16 protein-coding genes are annotated in these 16,597 nt (G+C 66.6%); 7 read left to right on the top strand and 9 right to left on the bottom strand.

Annotation, left to right across the window (positions count from 1 at the left end; translation table 11 throughout):
- Positions 1 to 222: 222 nt before the first annotated feature.
- The 3 genes from FPZ54_RS11200 to FPZ54_RS11210 all read right to left on the bottom strand — a co-directional run bounded on the left by FPZ54_RS11200 (position 223) and on the right by FPZ54_RS11210 (position 3,678).
- Positions 223 to 396 (bottom strand): DUF1328 domain-containing protein, encoded by a 174-nt coding sequence (locus tag FPZ54_RS11200; protein ID WP_145847255.1) that lies wholly within the window; start codon positions 394 to 396, stop codon positions 223 to 225.
- A gap of 118 nt (positions 397 to 514) precedes the next feature.
- Complete coding sequence (locus FPZ54_RS11205) at positions 515 to 814, bottom strand: hypothetical protein (protein ID WP_145847257.1); 300 nt, start codon at positions 812 to 814, stop codon at positions 515 to 517.
- Between the two features lie 29 nt (positions 815 to 843).
- A complete protein-coding gene (locus FPZ54_RS11210) occupies positions 844 to 3,678 on the bottom strand; it encodes a M16 family metallopeptidase (RefSeq protein ID WP_145847259.1) in 2,835 nt (944 codons plus the stop codon).
- Between the two features lie 199 nt (positions 3,679 to 3,877).
- Here FPZ54_RS11210 and clpB point away from each other — a divergent pair, with 199 nt between their 5' ends.
- Positions 3,878 to 6,457: an ATP-dependent chaperone ClpB gene (gene clpB, locus FPZ54_RS11215; RefSeq protein ID WP_145847261.1), complete on the top strand. Its 2,580-nt coding sequence runs from the start codon at positions 3,878 to 3,880 to the stop codon at positions 6,455 to 6,457.
- A 50-nt stretch (positions 6,458 to 6,507) separates the two neighbouring features.
- On the opposite strand, the gene FPZ54_RS11220 is transcribed toward clpB, so the two are convergent.
- Genes FPZ54_RS11220 through xseA form a run of 3 tightly spaced genes read right to left on the bottom strand, consistent with a single transcriptional unit; the run spans position 6,508 to position 9,030 of the window.
- On the bottom strand, positions 6,508 to 7,377 hold the full coding sequence (locus FPZ54_RS11220) for a peptidoglycan DD-metalloendopeptidase family protein (RefSeq protein ID WP_422396571.1): 870 nt from the start codon (positions 7,375 to 7,377) through the stop codon (positions 6,508 to 6,510).
- Between the two features lie 44 nt (positions 7,378 to 7,421).
- Positions 7,422 to 7,619 (bottom strand): DUF2093 domain-containing protein, encoded by a 198-nt coding sequence (locus tag FPZ54_RS11225; protein WP_422396572.1) that lies wholly within the window; start codon positions 7,617 to 7,619, stop codon positions 7,422 to 7,424.
- Between the two features lie 31 nt (positions 7,620 to 7,650).
- Positions 7,651 to 9,030 carry an exodeoxyribonuclease VII large subunit gene (xseA, locus tag FPZ54_RS11230; protein ID WP_145847263.1) on the bottom strand — a complete coding sequence of 460 codons (1,380 nt, stop codon included), beginning with the start codon at positions 9,028 to 9,030 and terminating at the stop codon, positions 7,651 to 7,653.
- On the opposite strand from xseA, the gene purD reads away from it, so the two are divergent.
- The 5 genes from purD (at position 9,029) to FPZ54_RS11255 (ending at position 13,422) form a co-directional block, all read left to right on the top strand.
- Positions 9,029 to 10,300, top strand: coding sequence for a phosphoribosylamine--glycine ligase (purD, locus tag FPZ54_RS11235; protein ID WP_145847265.1), 1,272 nt, complete (start codon positions 9,029 to 9,031; stop codon positions 10,298 to 10,300). The two genes, xseA and purD, sit on opposite strands and share 2 nt — an antisense overlap.
- A 436-nt stretch (positions 10,301 to 10,736) precedes the next feature.
- Entirely contained in the window at positions 10,737 to 10,862 is a 126-nt protein-coding gene (locus FPZ54_RS20345) for a hypothetical protein (RefSeq protein ID WP_277872290.1), read from the top strand.
- A 45-nt stretch (positions 10,863 to 10,907) separates the two neighbouring features.
- Entirely contained in the window at positions 10,908 to 11,177 is a 270-nt protein-coding gene (locus tag FPZ54_RS20475; RefSeq protein ID WP_422396573.1) for an anthrone oxygenase family protein, read from the top strand.
- Positions 11,178 to 11,372: 195 nt separating this feature from the next.
- Positions 11,373 to 13,145, top strand: coding sequence for a vWA domain-containing protein (locus FPZ54_RS11250; protein WP_145847268.1), 1,773 nt, complete (start codon positions 11,373 to 11,375; stop codon positions 13,143 to 13,145).
- 67 nt (positions 13,146 to 13,212) lie between these two features.
- Positions 13,213 to 13,422 (top strand): hypothetical protein, encoded by a 210-nt coding sequence (locus tag FPZ54_RS11255; protein ID WP_145847272.1) that lies wholly within the window; start codon positions 13,213 to 13,215, stop codon positions 13,420 to 13,422.
- A 1-nt stretch (position 13,423) separates the two neighbouring features.
- Here the strand turns inward: FPZ54_RS11255 and FPZ54_RS11260 are convergent, their stop codons facing one another.
- Positions 13,424 to 14,737, bottom strand: coding sequence for a hemolysin family protein (locus FPZ54_RS11260; protein WP_145847274.1), 1,314 nt, complete (start codon positions 14,735 to 14,737; stop codon positions 13,424 to 13,426).
- Positions 14,738 to 14,864: 127 nt separating this feature from the next.
- On the opposite strand from FPZ54_RS11260, the gene FPZ54_RS11265 reads away from it, so the two are divergent.
- Positions 14,865 to 15,542, top strand: a complete 678-nt coding sequence (locus tag FPZ54_RS11265; protein ID WP_145847276.1) for a YiaD family glycine zipper/OmpA-like lipoprotein — start codon at positions 14,865 to 14,867, stop codon at positions 15,540 to 15,542.
- A gap of 166 nt (positions 15,543 to 15,708) precedes the next feature.
- On the opposite strand, the gene FPZ54_RS11270 is transcribed toward FPZ54_RS11265, so the two are convergent.
- Together FPZ54_RS11270 and FPZ54_RS11275 are read right to left on the bottom strand one after the other, a co-directional pair.
- A complete protein-coding gene (locus FPZ54_RS11270) occupies positions 15,709 to 16,158 on the bottom strand; it encodes a nucleoside deaminase (RefSeq protein WP_239019544.1) in 450 nt (149 codons plus the stop codon).
- Between the two features lie 66 nt (positions 16,159 to 16,224).
- Positions 16,225 to 16,506, bottom strand: coding sequence for a hypothetical protein (locus tag FPZ54_RS11275; RefSeq protein ID WP_145847278.1), 282 nt, complete (start codon positions 16,504 to 16,506; stop codon positions 16,225 to 16,227).
- Positions 16,507 to 16,597: the final 91 nt, after the last annotated feature.

The following is a 16,597-nucleotide window of genomic DNA, read 5'->3' on the forward strand; positions in this document are numbered from 1 at the left end:
GGAAGTGTATTCTATGGGTGGCCGGGTGGGGGAGCGGGCCGGTGCCGATTCAGCTCTGCTGAAAACGACTCTAGAAGCCTATTCGGGCGGAACCGAATGTTCCCCGGCGCAGGCCGGGGCCAGTTGCGAGCAGTCTCAGGGGCGGGATGCCGCCTGGTATCCGTCGATCCTGGGCCCCGGCCTCCGCCGGGGAACAGGCGGATGAAACTCAGCCCGAACGCGTCAGGTCACCTTTTTATAGATGGTGACACCCAGGATCAGGAAAACCGCGGCGATCGCGAGCGCGATGAAGAACAGGATCTTCGCGATATCCCAGGCGACGCCGGCGATCCCGCCGAAGCCGAGCAGGCCGAGCACGAGCGCGATGATCGCGAAGATGAAGGCGGCACGCAGCATGTGAAGTCTCCCTGTGTTCAGGGTGGACAACGCACCAGCGCCACTTGGTTGCCGCCGGGAACGAAAAAGCCCGCCTCCCTCGCGGAAAGCGGGCTATTTCATCGCACGGGAGCTACGATCAGGCGCGCGTGCCCTCCATCGGGAAGCTGCCGAACGCGCCCGCGGTCACGGTGCCGTTGATCGCGTCGCCATTGACCGTGGCTTCGCAGGTCAGCGTCATCGGCATCGGCACGGTGATGTCCAGCGACCAGCTCAGCTTGTCGCCATCGACCTTGCCGTCCTTGATCTCGGTCGATCCCATCGCCCCGGCATAGGTGCCGGTGAAGCTGTCGCCCGCGCTGTTGACGGTCAGCGTCGCCTTCTGGTCGCCCATCGGGGAGTGGGTGACGGTATCCCAGTTGCCATCGACATTCGCCATGCTCGTCTCTCCTGTAATCCGGTGTCGCCTCAGTTACCGCCGGCCGCGACGCCGACGGACTCGGGCTTCACCACCTCGACAGGCAGGCCGAGGCTGTCAAGCTGATCGCGCACCTTCGCCGCGTCGCCCACGACCACCCAGACCAGCCGCTTGGGGTCGAGAGCCGCGCGTGCCGCAGCGTCAACCTGGGCTTGGGTCAGCGCGCGATATTTTTTCGCGAGCCCGTCCTGGTAATCGTCCGGGCGGCGCATGAAGTCGTTCGACTGCATCGCGCCCAGCACCGCGCCCGCGGTTTCATACTGGCCCGCCATCTTGCGAATCGCGCTGATGACGGAGCGGTCGAACTCGGCCTTGGTGATGCCCTTGTCGCCCAGATAGTCGGCCAGCTCGCGCTGGATTTCGGCAATCGCCGGGCCGGTCTTGTCGGCCTGGACCGGCGCCTGGATCAGGAACGGCACGGCGTGCTCGTAACGGTTGACCCCACCGCGCGCGCCATAGGACCAGCTCTTGTCCTCACGCAGGTTCATGTTGATGCGCGACAGGAAGTCGCCACCCAGCACCTCGGTCGCGGTGGCGAGCGGGATCGGGTCGCCGAACGGATCGACCGGGGTCATCTGTCCGGCATAGATCAGCGACTGCGGCGAATCGGGCCGGTCGATCAGCAGGATCTTCGGCGCGGCCTGTTGCGGCTTGGCGGCGAATACCTTGCTGCCGGGGGCGCCTTCGCCCTTCCAGTCGCCGAACTTCGCCTCGAACGCCGCCTTGACCTCGGCCATCGGACGGTCGGAAACGACGAAGATCTTCGCCTTTTCCGGGCGGATCCAGGCATTGTAATAGCCGACCAGATCCTCGCGCTTCAGCGTCTTGACCGCCTCGGGATCGCCGCCGATCGCGGCGGTTTTCGAATAAGGCGACTCCTTGCCGTACAACAGCGGCGGCATCGCCATCTGTGCCAGGCCCGCCGGGTTCGCCTTAACCTGCGCGATCGTCGCCAGCATCTGGCCGCGCACACGCTCGAGCTCGTTCGCCGGGAAGCTCGGGTTGCGCGCGATATCGGCGGTCAGTTCGAGCGCGCCGGCCAGGTTCGGGCTCGGCGTGAACATCGAGATATAGGCGCGGTCCGCGCTGCTACCGACATTGATTCCGGCGCCCAGCCGCTCCTGCGCCTCGGCGATCTGGATCGAATTGCGGCTCTTCGTGCCTTCTTCGAGCAGCGACAGCGTCATCCCTTCGGTGCCCAGGGCATCCGGGACATCGGATGCGGTCCCGGCATCGAAGGTGATGACCGCCTGGGTCACCGGCACCGCATCGCGCTGGGCATAGACCAGTTCGATCCCGTTCGAGAGCCTGGCGCGTGTGATCGCCGGGAAGTCGATGTCCTTGACCTCGGCGACGCCGGGCAGCGGCCCGCGCGTGCCCTTCACCACCTCGGGCGCTTCCTTGACCGGCACCTTCGCGGCGCTCGCAGCCTCGGCATAGGCTTCGCGCGCGCCCGGCTCGATGGTCAGCGCGTAAACGGGCCGCGACAACCATTTGGCGGTCACGGTGCGCGCCTGTTCGGGCGTCACGGCGGCAAGCTGCGCCAGCTGTTTCTTGTAATAGCCCGGATCGTCCATGTAGATCGCGCCGGAGGCGAGCGTCACCGCCTTGCCCCCGAAGCCGCCGACCGATTCAAGCCCGCGGATGCGCGACGAAGCGGTACGCGTCTTGTAGCGTTCCAGCTCCTCTGCGGTCGGACCATTCTCGAGATAATCGGCGATGATCGCGTCCAGCCGCTCGCCCACCTTGGCCGCATCGACCCCGGGGCGGACGTCCGCGGAGATGAGCACGAGACCCGCCTGCGCCAGACTCTGGTTATAGGCGCCGACGCTCACCGCCAGCTTCTCGTCCTTGACCAGGATATTGTCGAGCCGCGAGCTGGCGAGGCCGCCCAGCACGCCGATCGATGCGTCGAGCACGGTCGAGTCCGCGTCGCGCATCCCCGGCACCGCCCACATGCGATAGATGCGGGTCACCGCGACACGGTCCTTCATCACCTCGACCTTGGGCGCGGGCAATGTGGGAACGGTGATCGCCGGATCGCTGATCGTCGGGCCGCGCGCGATCTTGCCGAAATATTTCTCGACCAGCGGCTTTGCGGTCGCGGCATCGATATCGCCCGCCAGCACCAGCACGGCGTTGTTCGGGCCATAATATTGGCGGAACCAGTTCTTGACGTCCTCAAGGCTGGCGGCGTCGAGATCGGCCATCGAACCGATCGTCGAATGGCGATAGGGATGCCCCTCCGGGAACAGCCCCTCGCTCACCTTGTAGCGCAGCAGGCCATAGGGCTGGTTGTCCCCCTGACGCTTCTCATTCTGGACGACACCGCGCTGCTCGTCGAGCTTCGCCTGGGTCACAGCGCCGAGCAGATAGCCCATCCGGTCGCTCTCCAGGAACAGCGCCCGGTCGAGCGCCGCGCGCGGCACCGTCTGGAAATAATTGGTCCGGTCCGAATTGGTCGTGCCGTTATAGTCGGTCGCGCCGACTTCCTTGAGCGGCTCGAAGAACTCGCCCGGCGAATTCTCCGACCCGTTGAACATCAGATGTTCGAACAGATGCGCAAAGCCGGTCTTGCCCTTGGGCTCATGCTTCGATCCGACATTGTACCAGACCGCGACGCCGACGATCGGCGCCTTGCGGTCGGTATGGACGATCACGCGCAGGCCATTGTCCAGGCGGAACTCCTCATAGGGAATATCGACGCGCTTCACGAGATCGGCGACGGGAACCGCTTCGACCTTCGGCGCTGCGACCTGCTGGGCATGGACCGGTGCGCTGAGCACGACCGCGAGCGCGGTCAGGCTGGCAAATGCTGATTTCATGTACGGAAATTCCCGGAGTGAACTGTATCGATCGCAACAACATACCGGTCCGTCGAAGGGGTGCAACCCCGGGAAGCGGGGCCGCCTTGCTCGCCAGCAACGAAAGGACCAGCATTGCCCAGCGGCGGATTTCGGCGCGCGCAGCCCTTGTGTTGCAAATCTGCAACACTATTTCGCTGGATGAAAGGCAGGGACGCATATGAATCTCGAAAAATTCACCGACCGCGCGAAGGGCTTCCTCCAGTCGGCCCAGACGGTCGCCATCCGCATGAACCATCAGCGGATCAGCCCCGAACATCTGCTCAAGGCGCTGCTGGAGGACGAGCAGGGCATGGCCGCAGGGTTGATCCAGGCGGCGGGCGGCGACGCGAAGCGCGCGGTCGCGGAAACCGACGCCGCCTTGTCGCGCGTGCCTGCGGTGACCGGCAGCGGCGCGCAACAGGCCCCCGGCCTCGACAATGACGCCGTCCGCGTGCTCGATCAGGCCGAGCAGATCGCCGGCAAGGCGGGCGACAGCTATGTCACGGTCGAGCGGATGCTGCTCGCGCTCACCCTTGCGATGACCACCAATGCCGGGCGTGCGCTCGCCGCCGCCGGGGTGAAGCCCGAAGCGCTCAACGCGGCGATCAATCAGCTGCGCGGCGGCCGCACCGCCGATACGGCGGGGGCCGAGGATCGCTACGACGCGCTCAAGAAATTCGCCCGCGACCTCACGCAAGCGGCCAAGGACGGCAAGCTAGACCCGGTGATCGGCCGCGACGAGGAAATCCGCCGCACCATTCAGATCCTCGCCCGTCGCACCAAGAACAATCCCGTGCTGATCGGCGACCCCGGCGTCGGCAAGACCGCGATCGCCGAGGGCCTCGCGCTGCGCATCGCCAATGGCGATGTCCCCGACACGCTCAAGGACCGCAGGCTGATGGCGCTCGACATGGGCAGCCTGATCGCCGGAGCAAAGTATCGCGGCGAGTTCGAGGAACGGCTCAAGGGCGTGCTCGACGAGGTGAAGGGCGCCGAGGGCGACATCATCCTGTTCATCGACGAGATGCACACGCTGATCGGCGCGGGCAAATCCGAAGGCGCGATGGACGCCGGCAATTTGCTCAAGCCCGCCTTGGCGCGCGGCGAGCTGCACTGCATCGGCGCGACCACGCTCGACGAATATCGCAAATATGTCGAGAAGGACCCGGCGCTCCAGCGGCGCTTCCAGCCCGTGTTCATCGGCGAGCCGACGGTCGAGGACACGATCTCGATCCTGCGCGGGCTCAAGGAGAAATACGAGTTGCACCATGGCGTGCGGATCACCGACGGCGCGATCGTGTCGGCGGCGACCCTGTCGAACCGCTACATCTCCGACCGCTTCCTGCCGGACAAGGCGATCGACCTGATGGACGAGGCCGCCTCGCGCATCCGCATGGAGGTGGAGAGCAAGCCAGAGGAAATCGAGACTCTCGACCGCCGCATCGTCCAGCTCAAGATCGAGGAGATGGCGCTCGCCAAGGAAACCGACGCCGCGTCGCAGGACCGGCTCGTCAACCTGCGCCACGAACTCGCCAATCTCGAACAGCAATCCGCCGAACTGACCCAGCGCTGGCAGGCGGAGAAGGACAAGATCGCGGGGGAGGCGAAGATCAAGGAGCAGCTTGACGCCGCGCGCCTCGAACTCGAACAGGCGCAGCGCGCGGGCGACCTCGCCAAGATGGCCGAGCTCAACTACGGCACGATCCCGTCGCTGACCAAGCAGCTGGAGGAGGCACAGGCCACCACCGGCAGCGCGATGCTGCGCGAGGAAGTGACCGCCGACGACATCGCCGGCGTCGTCAGCCGCTGGACCGGGATTCCCGTGGACCGGATGCTGGAGGGCGAACGCGAGAAGCTGCTCGCGATGGAGGAACAGCTCGGCAAGCGCGTGATCGGCCAGGCGGCGGCGGTGAAGGCCGTCTCGACCGCCGTGCGCCGCAGCCGCGCAGGGCTTCAGGACCCCAACCGCCCGCTCGGCAGCTTCCTGTTCCTCGGCCCGACCGGCGTCGGCAAGACCGAACTGACCAAGGCGCTCGCCGAATTCCTGTTCGACGATTCAAGCGCGATGGTCCGCATCGACATGAGCGAGTTCATGGAGAAGCACAGCGTCGCCCGGCTGATCGGCGCCCCTCCCGGCTATGTCGGCTATGAGGAAGGCGGCGTGCTCACCGAAGCGGTGCGCCGTCGCCCCTATCAGGTCGTCCTGTTCGACGAGGTGGAGAAGGCCCATGGCGACGTGTTCAACATCCTGCTCCAGGTGCTCGACGACGGCCGCCTGACCGACGGACAGGGCCGCACGGTCGATTTCACCAACACGATCGTCGTGCTGACATCGAACCTCGGCAGCCAGTTCCTGACGCAACTCGAGGACGGGCAGGACGTGTCGAGCGTCGAACCGCAGGTGATGGAGATCGTCCGCGCGCATTTCCGCCCGGAATTCCTCAACCGCCTCGACGAGATCGTGCTGTTCCATCGCCTTGGCCGCGACGAAATGGCGCCGATCGTCGACATCCAGGTCGCCCGGCTGGGCCATCTGCTCAAGGATCGCAAGATCGTTCTGGAGCTGACGCCCGAGGCGCGCGACTGGCTGGGCCGCGTCGGCTACGATCCGGTCTATGGCGCGCGGCCCCTGAAGCGCGCGGTGCAGCGCTACCTTCAGGACCCGCTCGCCGACGCGATCCTTCGCGGCGAGGTGAAGGACGGCGCGACGGTAAAGGTGAGCGAAGGCGATGGCGGGCTGGTACTGACGCCGGTCTGATCCGAAGTCGGCACAAGCTGTTCCCCGGCGCAGGCCGGGGAACAGCTTGTTCAATCCGCCGTCACCGGCATCGTTCCGGCGATGAGAAGCGGGTCGATCCGCGCGCTGCCCCATTTCATGCCCCAGTGGAGATGGGGCCCGGTCGCGCGGCCGGTCGCGCCGACCGCGCCGATCCGCTGGCCGCGCCGCACCACATCACCGACCTTCACGTCGATCCGCGAGAGATGCAGGAAGGCGCTGTTGAGGGTCATGCCATGATCGAGCATGAGCAGCTTGCCCTCCAGCGTGAAGGGCGATTGCGCAGCCAGGATGACGACGCCGTCGGCGGGCGCGATCACCGGTGTGCCCGATGGCCGGGCGACATCGACGCCCGAATGATAGGATCCGGGCTCGCCCTTGTAGATGCGCTGTGACCCGAACAGGCCGGAGATGCGCCCGGTGACCGGCCACATGAACTCCTGTCGCCAGCCATGGATGTCGTGCGACTTCGCCCGCGCGGCGTTGATCTGCGCCAATTCGCCGGGGCGGCGGCGCTGGAACTCGGCGCTGGGCTGCGAATAGCGCGGCAAGCGGTCGAGCCGCTCGATCCGCCATGCGCGGGGCTGGATCGACAGCGTCCTGCGCACCGCGCTGCCATCGACCCGCGTCGCCACCAGTTCGGCCCGCGCCCCCGCATCGCGGTCGAAGGCGATCAGGAATCGCCCATCCCCCGCAACCGGAACCGCGCGCCCGTCCAGTGTCAGGCCGCTCGTCAGCGCGGGCACGGTGCCGAGCACCGTACCGCCCTGGATCATCGGCCCGTCAAAGCTGAAATCATTGCGGTTCGGCGCCCCGCGCGCCTGAACCACCGGCTCCGCAACGGGCGGCGGCGCGGACGCGGTGTGCGCCATCGGCTCCGGCGCCATCGAACAGGTGCCCATCAGCACCAGCGCAACCCCGGCGGCGATCGTCCCCCCGATCTTCCTCACGTCGTTGCCATCGCCTTTGTCGCGATGTCGGCCGACGCATAGGCTTCCTGCTTCGCCACGCTCCAGTAACGCAGCGCATCGAGCGGGATCGCCGTGCCGCTCACTCCGCACACGACATGGTCGCCGGGGGTAAGCACGCGAAAGCCGTTGGCCATGAAATGGAGTCGCGCCGGACGGGCGGTATTGGACGACATCAGCATGGCAACGCTCACTCTTCGCTTGGGGTCAGAACAGGTCGGGCTGTTCGGGCTTGTCGCCAGCATAGGGTTTGCCGCCGCCACGCTCAACCCGCGCGTCAACCGGACCATCCCGGAAATGGAGCGTCAGCGCGCCCGCCGCGCGCGCATCCGCCGCGCTCGCGATCACCTTGCCGCTCGCCTTTGCGCCGACGCGGACATAGCCGCGCTGGAGCGGCTTGTCGGGATGGACTGCGTCGAGCAGCTTGCCCGCGCCGTCCAGCCGGTGGTGCAGCGCGTCGAGCTTGCGCTCCAGCACCGCCGGGCGCAGCGCCCCGCCCGCCCGGTCGAGCACGCCGCGCGCCAGCGTCACCCGCCGCTCCAGCCCGCGATCGAGCCGCGCGCCCAGATCGTCGGCCTTTTGCCGCTGCGGCCCCAGCAGCGCGTCGCGCCTGGGCAACACGCGGACCAGCGCCGAGAGCCGCTCGCCCGCTCGCTCGTGATAGCGCCGCGCGCACCGCTCGGCGCGCAGCCCCATGCTGGCGATGCCATTGGCCAGTTCGGCGCGCACCGGCACCGCCATCTCCGCCGCAGCGGTCGGCGTCGGCGCGCGCATGTCCGCCGCGAAATCGCACAGGCTGGTATCGGTCTCATGCCCCACTGCCGAGATGATCGGGATCGAACAGGCGGCGACCGCGCGCACCGCCACCTCCTCGTTGAACGCCCACAGATCCTCGATCGACCCGCCGCCGCGCGCGACGATCACCAGATCGGGGCGCGGCACCGGGCCATCGGCAGGCATCGCGTCGAACCCGCGTACCGCCGCCGCAACCTCCGCCGCCGCGCCGTCGCCCTGCACCTTGACCGGCCACACCAGCACATGCGTCGGGAAGCGATCCTCCAGCCGATGCAGGATGTCGCGGATCACCGCCCCGGTGGGCGAGGTGACGACGCCGATGACCCTCGGCGCGAAGGGCAGCGGCTTCTTCCGCGCCACGTCGAACAGCCCCTCGCCCGCCAGCTGCGCCTTCAGTTTCTCGAACAGCGCCATCAGCGCGCCTTCGCCGGCCAGTTCCATGCGATCGATCACGATCTGGTATTTCGACCGGCCGGGATAGGTGGTCAGCTTGCCGGTCGCGACGACCTCGATCCCGTCCTGTGGCCGGAACTGCAGCCGGTCGGCCGCGCCGCGCCACATGACGCCGTCGATCACCGCATCAGCGTCTTTCAGCGCCAGATAGACGTGGCCCGACGCCGCGCGCTTGAATCCCGAAATCTCGCCGCGCAGGCGGACATGGCCGAATTCGCCCTCGACCATCCGCTTCAGCTTCAGCGACAATTCGCCGACGGAGAGCGGCGCATCATTGTCCCCTTCCCGCCCCTCGGCTACGAGCCGCGGAAGATCGGTATCGTCGAAGGGATCTGGCATGAACGTCCTGTTGCTTGGGTCGGGTGGCCGCGAACATGCGCTGGCCTGGAAGCTCGCGCAATCGCCCCGGCTGGATAGCCTCCATGCGATTCCCGGCAACCCCGGAATCGCCGACCATGCGCTGTGCCACGATGTACCGCTGACCGATCACGCCGCCGTCATCGACTTCTGCCGAACCCATCTGATCGGCTTCGTCGTCATCGGCCCGGAGGCACCGCTGGTCGATGGCCTGAGCGATACGTTGCGTGCCGCCGGCCTCCCGGTGTTCGGCCCCAGCCAGGCCGCAGCGCAGCTGGAGGGGTCGAAGGGCTTCACCAAGGATCTGTGCGCGCGCGAGAATATTCCGACCGCAGGCTATGTCCGCGTCGCCGATCTCGACACCGCACGCCTCGCCCTCGCCCGCGACTTCCCCCGGCCGGTGGTGATCAAGGCCGACGGCCTCGCGGCAGGCAAGGGCGTCACCGTCGCTTTCTCCGACGAAGAGGCCGAAGCCGCCATCGCCGCGATCTTCGACAAGCCCGGCGGCGAAGCGGTGATCGAGGAGTTTCTGGATGGCGAGGAGGCGAGCCTGTTCGTGCTGACCGACGGCACCGCGATTCTGCCCTTTGGCTCCGCCCAGGACCACAAGCGCGTCGGCGATGGCGACACCGGCCCCAATACCGGCGGCATGGGCGCCTACAGCCCTGCCCGCGTCCTGACCCCCGAGCTCGAGGAAGAGGCGATCGACACGATCATCCGCCCCACCGTCGAGGCGATGGCGCGTGACTCGATGCCCTATTCGGGCGTGCTGTATGCGGGCCTGATGCTCACCCATGCCGGCCCCAAGCTGATCGAATATAACGCCCGTTTCGGCGACCCCGAATGTCAGGTCCTGATGATGCGGCTCGAGGGCGATCTGCTCGAAACGATGATCGCGACCGAGGCTGGGACGCTCGCCCATCACCCCACCCCGGAATTCAGCGCGGACACCGCGCTGACCGTCGTGATGGCGGCGAACGGCTATCCCGGTACGCCGCAAGCGGGCGGCGCGATCGCCGGGATCGCCGAAGCCGAAGCGACCGGCGCAAAGGTATTTCAGGCGGGTACCAAGCTGAATGGCGATACGCTCGTCGCCGTCGGCGGTCGCGTCCTCACCGTCACCGCCACCGGCGCCAGCGTGACGGAGGCCCAGGCAGCCGCCTATCGCGCGGTCGATGCGATCGACTTCCCCACCGGCTTTTCCCGCCGCGACATCGGCTGGCGCGAAGTGGCGCGGGAACGGAGTGAATGAACCCGGCACTGCTCTGGAGCGCCGCAGTGATCGGCGCGTGCGTCTATTGCGTGGCCCGGAGCATGGTGGACTTCCGCCGACGAAACTATGTCTGGGGCGCACTCGGGTTGGCGAGCGGCTTGCTCCTTCTGCTGGTCCCAATGCCGACGCACGCGGTCAAAGTGGAGCTGCCCCAAGCCACAGGAGGCTAGGCAGCCGATTCATGAATGCGGTCTGGGTTCCGACCCCATTGCGGACATTTAGCTTGATCCGTCACGAATAGCTTGATCCGTCACGAACCTCCGTGCACTGCGTGAGAGCCGAAAATAGAGCAGCAGGTCGGTAGCTCCTGCGCCCACATTGTGGGTTCTTCTCAGCCGCGGCGTTGACCCAATTTGCTTGGGGAGACGCTGGCTGTATGAACCGCGCCTCCTCCGGCTGAAGCCGAGGACTACTCATGTTTCTATTTGAAATTGTCGCCCTGACGTCCGCCGCTCTGTTTACCGGCGCGGCGGGATACATCAGTCTGGTCGAACACCCGGTCCGCCTGCTGTTGAACGACGAAGCGCTGCTCGCGCAATAGCAGCCAAGTTACGCCAAGGCACTGCCGATACAGTCGGGTCTAGCGATTGTCGGCGGCATATGTGGATTGGCGGCTTGGTACTTCTCGGGACAATCGTTGTGGATCGCCGGGAGCATCGTGCTTCTTGGCAACTGGCCATTCACGCTTGTAGCGATCATGCCAACGAACAAGCGATTGAAGGCGGTCCTTCCGAAGCAGGCAGGCCCGCACACACGAGCTTTGCTTTTGTCTTGGGGGCGGCTCCACAATGTCAGAAGCCTGCTTGGTCTGACCTCGACGGTGCTTTTTGCATTGGCCTTGATGGGGATTACGTAACGGCGGCTTCCCACCCATTATACGACGTTCCGACCGGCCGCCGATAGCGGTCGTAGGCCGTCCGCGACCTGGCACCCGCCCCCGCAATTCTGACAGGTTCAGTCAAGCCGATGTAACACCATAACCTATTCATGCACCGCTCATCCCGCGCGGAGCACCCCCGGTCGTGTCATTCGCGACCAAAGGGGAAGTCCCATGAAGCGCACCGCCGCCCTCGTTTCGCTTTCGCTGTTGCTCGGCGCCGCCGCGCCGCCGCCGCCGGTCGCCACGCCGCAAAAGCCGCGTCCGGCGCCGACCCGCGCCGACAATGACTCGCCCGTGCGGTGCAAGATCGGCAGCCCCTATCGCCCCGGCGCCGCGACCGGCATTCGCCCGCGCGGCGGGGCGAGCGGCCGCGCCTATGCGCCGCCTCCACCGCCCCCGCCGCCGCTCCCGATGGCTCCGCCGCCGCCGGTCATGTCGGCGCCGCCCCCTCCGGGTTCGACCGCCGATTTCGCCGCCAAGCGCATGGCCCCTGGCGTCGTCGCGCAGGCCGCCCCCTATGGCAGCGCCGACAACCGCGAACGCCATGCGGGGAAGGACGTCGCATCGGTTCAAGCGGTCGCGACCGCGCCCGTCTCAACCTTCTCCGTCGATGTCGACACCGGCGCCTATTCCAACGTCCGCCGCTTCCTCCAGAAGGGGCAGACCCCTCCGGCCGAAGCGGTGCGGACCGAGGAGATGATCAACTATTTCCGCTACGATTACCCCCTGCCCGCCTCGCGCCAACAGCCGTTCAGCGTCACCACCGACGTCGCGAAGACCCCGTGGAATCCCGACACCCGCCTCGTCCGCATCGGCCTGCGCGGCTATGACGTGACCGCACAGGGGCGCCCGGCGGCGAACCTCGTCTTCCTCGTCGATGTCTCGGGATCGATGAGCAGCGCGGACAAGCTGCCGCTGGTAAAGCAGGCGCTGACCCTGCTCGCCGACAAGCTGACGGCAAAGGACCGCGTCTCGATCGTCGCCTATGCCGGCGCCGCGGGCGTGGTGCTCGAACCCACCTCAAGCCCCAACTATATCCGCGCCGCGCTCGACTGTCTCGAAGCCGGCGGCTCGACCGCAGGGGCACAGGGCATCCAGCTCGCCTATGACATCGCCAGCGCCAATTTCATCAAGGGCGGGATCAACCGCATCTTCGTCGCCACCGATGGCGACTTCAACGTCGGCGTCAGCGACAACAAGGCGCTGGAGGCGATGGTCAGGAAATATCGCGACAGCGGCGTCACCCTCACCACGCTCGGCTTCGGCCAGGGCAATTACAACGAGGCGCTGATGGAGCGCATCGCCGATCTCGGCAACGGCAACTACGCCTATATCGACAGCGCGATGGAGGCGCAGAAGGTGCTCGACGACGAGCTGAGCGCCTCGCTCTTCACCATCGCCAAGGATGTGAAGGTCCAGGTCGAGTTCAACCCCGCACAGGTCAGCCAATATCGCCTGATCGGTTACGAGAATCGCGCGCTGGCCGAGGAGGATTTCGACAATGATGCGGTCGACGCTGGCGACATCGGCGCGGGGCATCAGGTGACCGCGATCTACGAGGTCGTTCCGGCGGGCGCAAAGGGATGGCTGCCCGATCGCCGCTATGAGGCGAACCAGCCGCCTGCTCCAGCTGGCAAGGGCGGCGAACTCGCCTTCGTCAAATTGCGCTATAAATTGCCCGGTGAAACCGCATCGAAACTGATCGAAAAGCCGGTTCCCGCATCGCTGCTGCGCGCCGCGCCCGCACCGTCGGGCGACATGGCCTTCGCCGTCGCGGTCGCGGCGTTCGGGCAGAAGCTGCGCGGCGACAAATATCTGGGCAGCTACAGCTTCGCCGACATTCGCGGCCTCGCCGGCAACCCCCAGGGCTATTGGCGCAACGAGTTCCTCAAGCTCGCTCAACTCGCGGCAGTACAGCAGGTGCGCAGCGCCGAGGGCAATTGAACCCCCATACGAACCTTTCCCCGCTTCCGCGCATTGATGCTATGCGTGCGAGCGGGGAGGCGACGAAATGGACAGCGACAAACCCTATGTGCCTCCGGCCGGCATGGCCGAAATGTTCGCATGGGTGACCGTCACCCATTTCCTCGTAATTGCCCTGTGCGCAGCGGGCGCCATCGCGATCCTCTGGTGGGGGCGCCATCTGCATCGCCGGTGGAAGGAAGCGCAGGAAGAACACGAAGCCGACGCGCTGGCGGCGCGGGAAAACGAAGCCGATTAGGTCACGCCGGCTCGGCGATCTCGGTCACCAGAAGCTTGTCGATCTTGTGGCCGTCCATATCGACCACCTCGAACGTCCAGCCCTGTTCGACGAACGTCTCGCCCTCATGCGGCAGCCGCTTGAGCACCGCCAGCGCCAGCCCCGCCACGGTCGCATAGTCGCGATCCTCGGGCAGATCGATCCCAATCCGCTCCGCCAGCGTGTCTGCCGCAAGCTGGCCCGATACCAGCAGCGACCCGTCCTCGCGCACCGTGATCGCGGGATTGTCGCCCGGATCGGCGTCGGACAGGAACTCGCCCGCGATCGCCGCGAGCAGGTTGGCCGGGGTCACGATCCCCTCGAAATGCCCGTATTCATCATGGACGAAGCCCATCGGCACCGCCGCGCGGCGCAGCGCGCCGAGCGCATCCATCGCATCGACCTGGTCCGGCAGCACCGGCGCGGTCTGCATCAGTGCGCGCAGATCGATCGGTCGCCCCTCGATCAGCGCGGTGACCACGTCGCGCGCCTGCACCACCCCGATCACCGCATCGACCGATCCGTCCGCCACCGGCAGCCGGGTATGCGGCGTCGCCGCCAGCGCCGAACGAATCGCGCCCTCGTCCAGATTGACGTCGATCCAGTCGACATCGGTACGCGGCGTCATCACCTCGCGCACGGGGCGATCGGCCAGCCGCACCACGCCCGAGATGATCGACCGCTCATGCTCCTCGATCACGCCGGAATGCGTCGCTTCGGCGACGATCATGTGCAATTCCTCGGCGGTGACGCGGTTTTCCGATTCGCGCTTCAGGCCGAGCAGGCGGAACACCAGCGCGCTGCTCTGGTCCAGCACCCACACGACCGGCGCGGTGAGCCAGGCCAGCCACAGCATCGGCGTCGCGACCAGTACCGCGATCGGTTCGGGCGAGCGCAGCGCGAATTGTTTGGGGACCAGTTCGCCCATGATGAGCGAGGCGTAGGTGGTGAAGGCAATGACGATGGCAAAGCCGATCGTCTCGGCCAGCTCCGCCTCGACTCCCAGCGCCTCGATCCGCGCGGCCATCGGCATCCCCAGACTCGCGCCCGAATAGGCACCGTTGATGATGCCGATCAGGGTGATGCCGATCTGGACGGTCGAGAGGAACTTGCCCGGATCCGCCGCCAGGTTGAGCGCAGTCTGCGCCCCGCGCCGCCCGGCGCGCACCATCGCCTCCAGCCGCGCCCTGCGCGCAGAGACGATCGCAAGCTCGGACATGGCGAACACGCCATTGAGCGCGACCAGGGCAAGGATGATCGCGACGTCGATCCAGGGTATGGGAGGGAGCGGGTCCATCGGCCTGCCTCCCCATAAGCGCATTCATCGCCGTTTCACAACGCCTGATTGAAAGGGTTTTGGTGCGCACCCGGAACAAGGACGGGTTTCAGGCCGTTTGGGGCGCATGGATTCAAGGAGGTATTCAATGCGTATTCCAGCCAACTGGCCCCTTATTCCCGCCATCGGCGCACTCGTGCTGACCGGTGCTTGCGTGACCGATCCGGTGACCGGCGAACAGCGTATGTCCAAGGCGGGCATCGGCGCGATCGGCGGCGCGCTGGGCGGATATCTGCTCGGCGACATTGTCGGCGGACGCCGCGACCGGACCGAGAAGATCGTCGGCGCGGGCATCGGCGCGGTCGCGGGCGCCGGGATCGGCGCCTATATGGACCGTCAGGAGCGCGAGATCCGCGAGCGTACCGCAGGCACCGATGTCGAGGTGATTCGCAGGGGCGACGACCTCATCCTCTCGATGCCCTCGGGCATCACCTTCGCGACCGACAGTTCGACCGTTCAGCCGCAGTTCCGCCCGACGCTGGACAAGGTCGCCGACGTGCTCGATCGCTACAACCAGACCTATGTCGATGTGTACGGCCACACCGACTCGACCGGCACCGACGCCTATAACCAGGCCCTGTCGGAGCGCCGCGCGGTCGCGGTCGCGGACTATCTGGTGATGCGCGGGGTCGAGAGCGCACGGCTCGAAACGCTGGGCTATGGCGAGACCCAACCGATCGCCTCGAACGACACGCCCGAAGGCCGCGCCCAGAACCGCCGCGTCGAAATCAAGATCGTGCCGGTACGCGAAACCGATATGCGGTGAACTTTTCTACCCTCTCTCCGCTTGCGGGGAGAGGGTGGCGCGCGAAGCGCCGCCGGGAGAGGGGCCTTTAGCCGCTCGGGAAGTCGCAATTTTGACACGCCCCTCTCCCCGGCCCGCTCCCGCAGCGGAGAGAGGGACATGCGCGATCTTGCCATCGCTTCGCGCCTTACCGCCGTGCCGCGAAGAACTCTCGCAGCAATTCCCCCGCCTCGCCTTCGCCGATTCCCGAATAGACTTCGGGCCGATGGTGGCAGGTCGGCTGGGTGAAGAATCGCGGGCCATGTTCGACCGCACCGCCCTTGGGGTCTGCCGCGCCATAATAGACGCGTGCGATTCGGGCATGGGCGATTGCGCCGGCGCACATCGCGCACGGCTCCAGCGTCACCCACAGGTCGCAATCCTCCAGCCGGTCGCGACCCAGCGCCTGAGCGGCGGCGCGAATCGCCAGCATTTCGGCATGGGCGGTGGGGTCGTGCAGCGTGCGCGGCGCGTTCGCCGCCACCGCCACCACGCGGTCGCCCTGCATCACCACCGCGCCGACCGGCACTTCGGCGGTTTCGGCGGCGGCGCGCGCCGCATCGAGCGCGGCGCGCATGGGTTCGGGCAGCGGAAACATCGTTCCGCTATGCCCGAACCCGCATCGCCCTGCCAGTTCGACGGGGCGCCCTCGCGAATCGCTCGCCTATTCGACTGCGGGCGCGGGCGTCGGCTGCGCTTTCTGCACTTCGACAGTGGGCACCTGAATCGTCTTGTTTTCCATGGTGATGGTCGGCACCTGGATGGTCTTGTTGGTGGTGCCCATGCCCACTTCGCCGACGTCGGCGGCGACGGTCGGGGCCTTGCCGCCTTCGAACTTCACCGTCGGGAGCGAACCCGAATTCATGTTGATGCTGAGCATCCCCAGCGACATCAGTACGACGATGACGACGGCCGCGAGGCCCAGAATCGCTAACAGTCCACGCATCGGCCCGATCTCCCTATTCGAATCGTTTGCGAAATAACGCGCGATTCACCATAGGGGTTGCACCGGTGGGGGCAATCGGGCGCTTGCAGGT

Source organism: Sphingomonas suaedae (assembly GCF_007833215.1).
Taxonomy (GTDB): Bacteria; Pseudomonadota; Alphaproteobacteria; order Sphingomonadales; family Sphingomonadaceae; genus Sphingomonas; species Sphingomonas suaedae.

Coding starts and splice junctions, on each gene's coding strand:
- xseA (WP_145847263.1), bottom strand. CDS start 9,030: ATGCCAGATCCCTTCGACGATACCGATCTTCCGCGGCTCGTAGCCGAG.
- FPZ54_RS20345 (WP_277872290.1), top strand. CDS start 10,737: ATGTTTCTATTTGAAATTGTCGCCCTGACGTCCGCCGCTCTGTTTACC.
- FPZ54_RS11200 (WP_145847255.1), bottom strand. CDS start 396: ATGCTGCGTGCCGCCTTCATCTTCGCGATCATCGCGCTCGTGCTCGGC.
- FPZ54_RS11255 (WP_145847272.1), top strand. CDS start 13,213: ATGGACAGCGACAAACCCTATGTGCCTCCGGCCGGCATGGCCGAAATG.
- FPZ54_RS11250 (WP_145847268.1), top strand. CDS start 11,373: ATGAAGCGCACCGCCGCCCTCGTTTCGCTTTCGCTGTTGCTCGGCGCC.
- FPZ54_RS11265 (WP_145847276.1), top strand. CDS start 14,865: ATGCGTATTCCAGCCAACTGGCCCCTTATTCCCGCCATCGGCGCACTC.
- purD (WP_145847265.1), top strand. CDS start 9,029: ATGAACGTCCTGTTGCTTGGGTCGGGTGGCCGCGAACATGCGCTGGCC.
- FPZ54_RS11275 (WP_145847278.1), bottom strand. CDS start 16,506: ATGCGTGGACTGTTAGCGATTCTGGGCCTCGCGGCCGTCGTCATCGTC.
- FPZ54_RS11210 (WP_145847259.1), bottom strand. CDS start 3,678: ATGAAATCAGCATTTGCCAGCCTGACCGCGCTCGCGGTCGTGCTCAGC.
- FPZ54_RS11270 (WP_239019544.1), bottom strand. CDS start 16,158: ATGTTTCCGCTGCCCGAACCCATGCGCGCCGCGCTCGATGCGGCGCGC.
- FPZ54_RS11225 (WP_422396572.1), bottom strand. CDS start 7,619: ATGTCGTCCAATACCGCCCGTCCGGCGCGACTCCATTTCATGGCCAAC.
- FPZ54_RS11205 (WP_145847257.1), bottom strand. CDS start 814: ATGGCGAATGTCGATGGCAACTGGGATACCGTCACCCACTCCCCGATG.
- FPZ54_RS11220 (WP_422396571.1), bottom strand. CDS start 7,377: ATGGGCACCTGTTCGATGGCGCCGGAGCCGATGGCGCACACCGCGTCC.
- clpB (WP_145847261.1), top strand. CDS start 3,878: ATGAATCTCGAAAAATTCACCGACCGCGCGAAGGGCTTCCTCCAGTCG.
- FPZ54_RS11260 (WP_145847274.1), bottom strand. CDS start 14,737: ATGGACCCGCTCCCTCCCATACCCTGGATCGACGTCGCGATCATCCTT.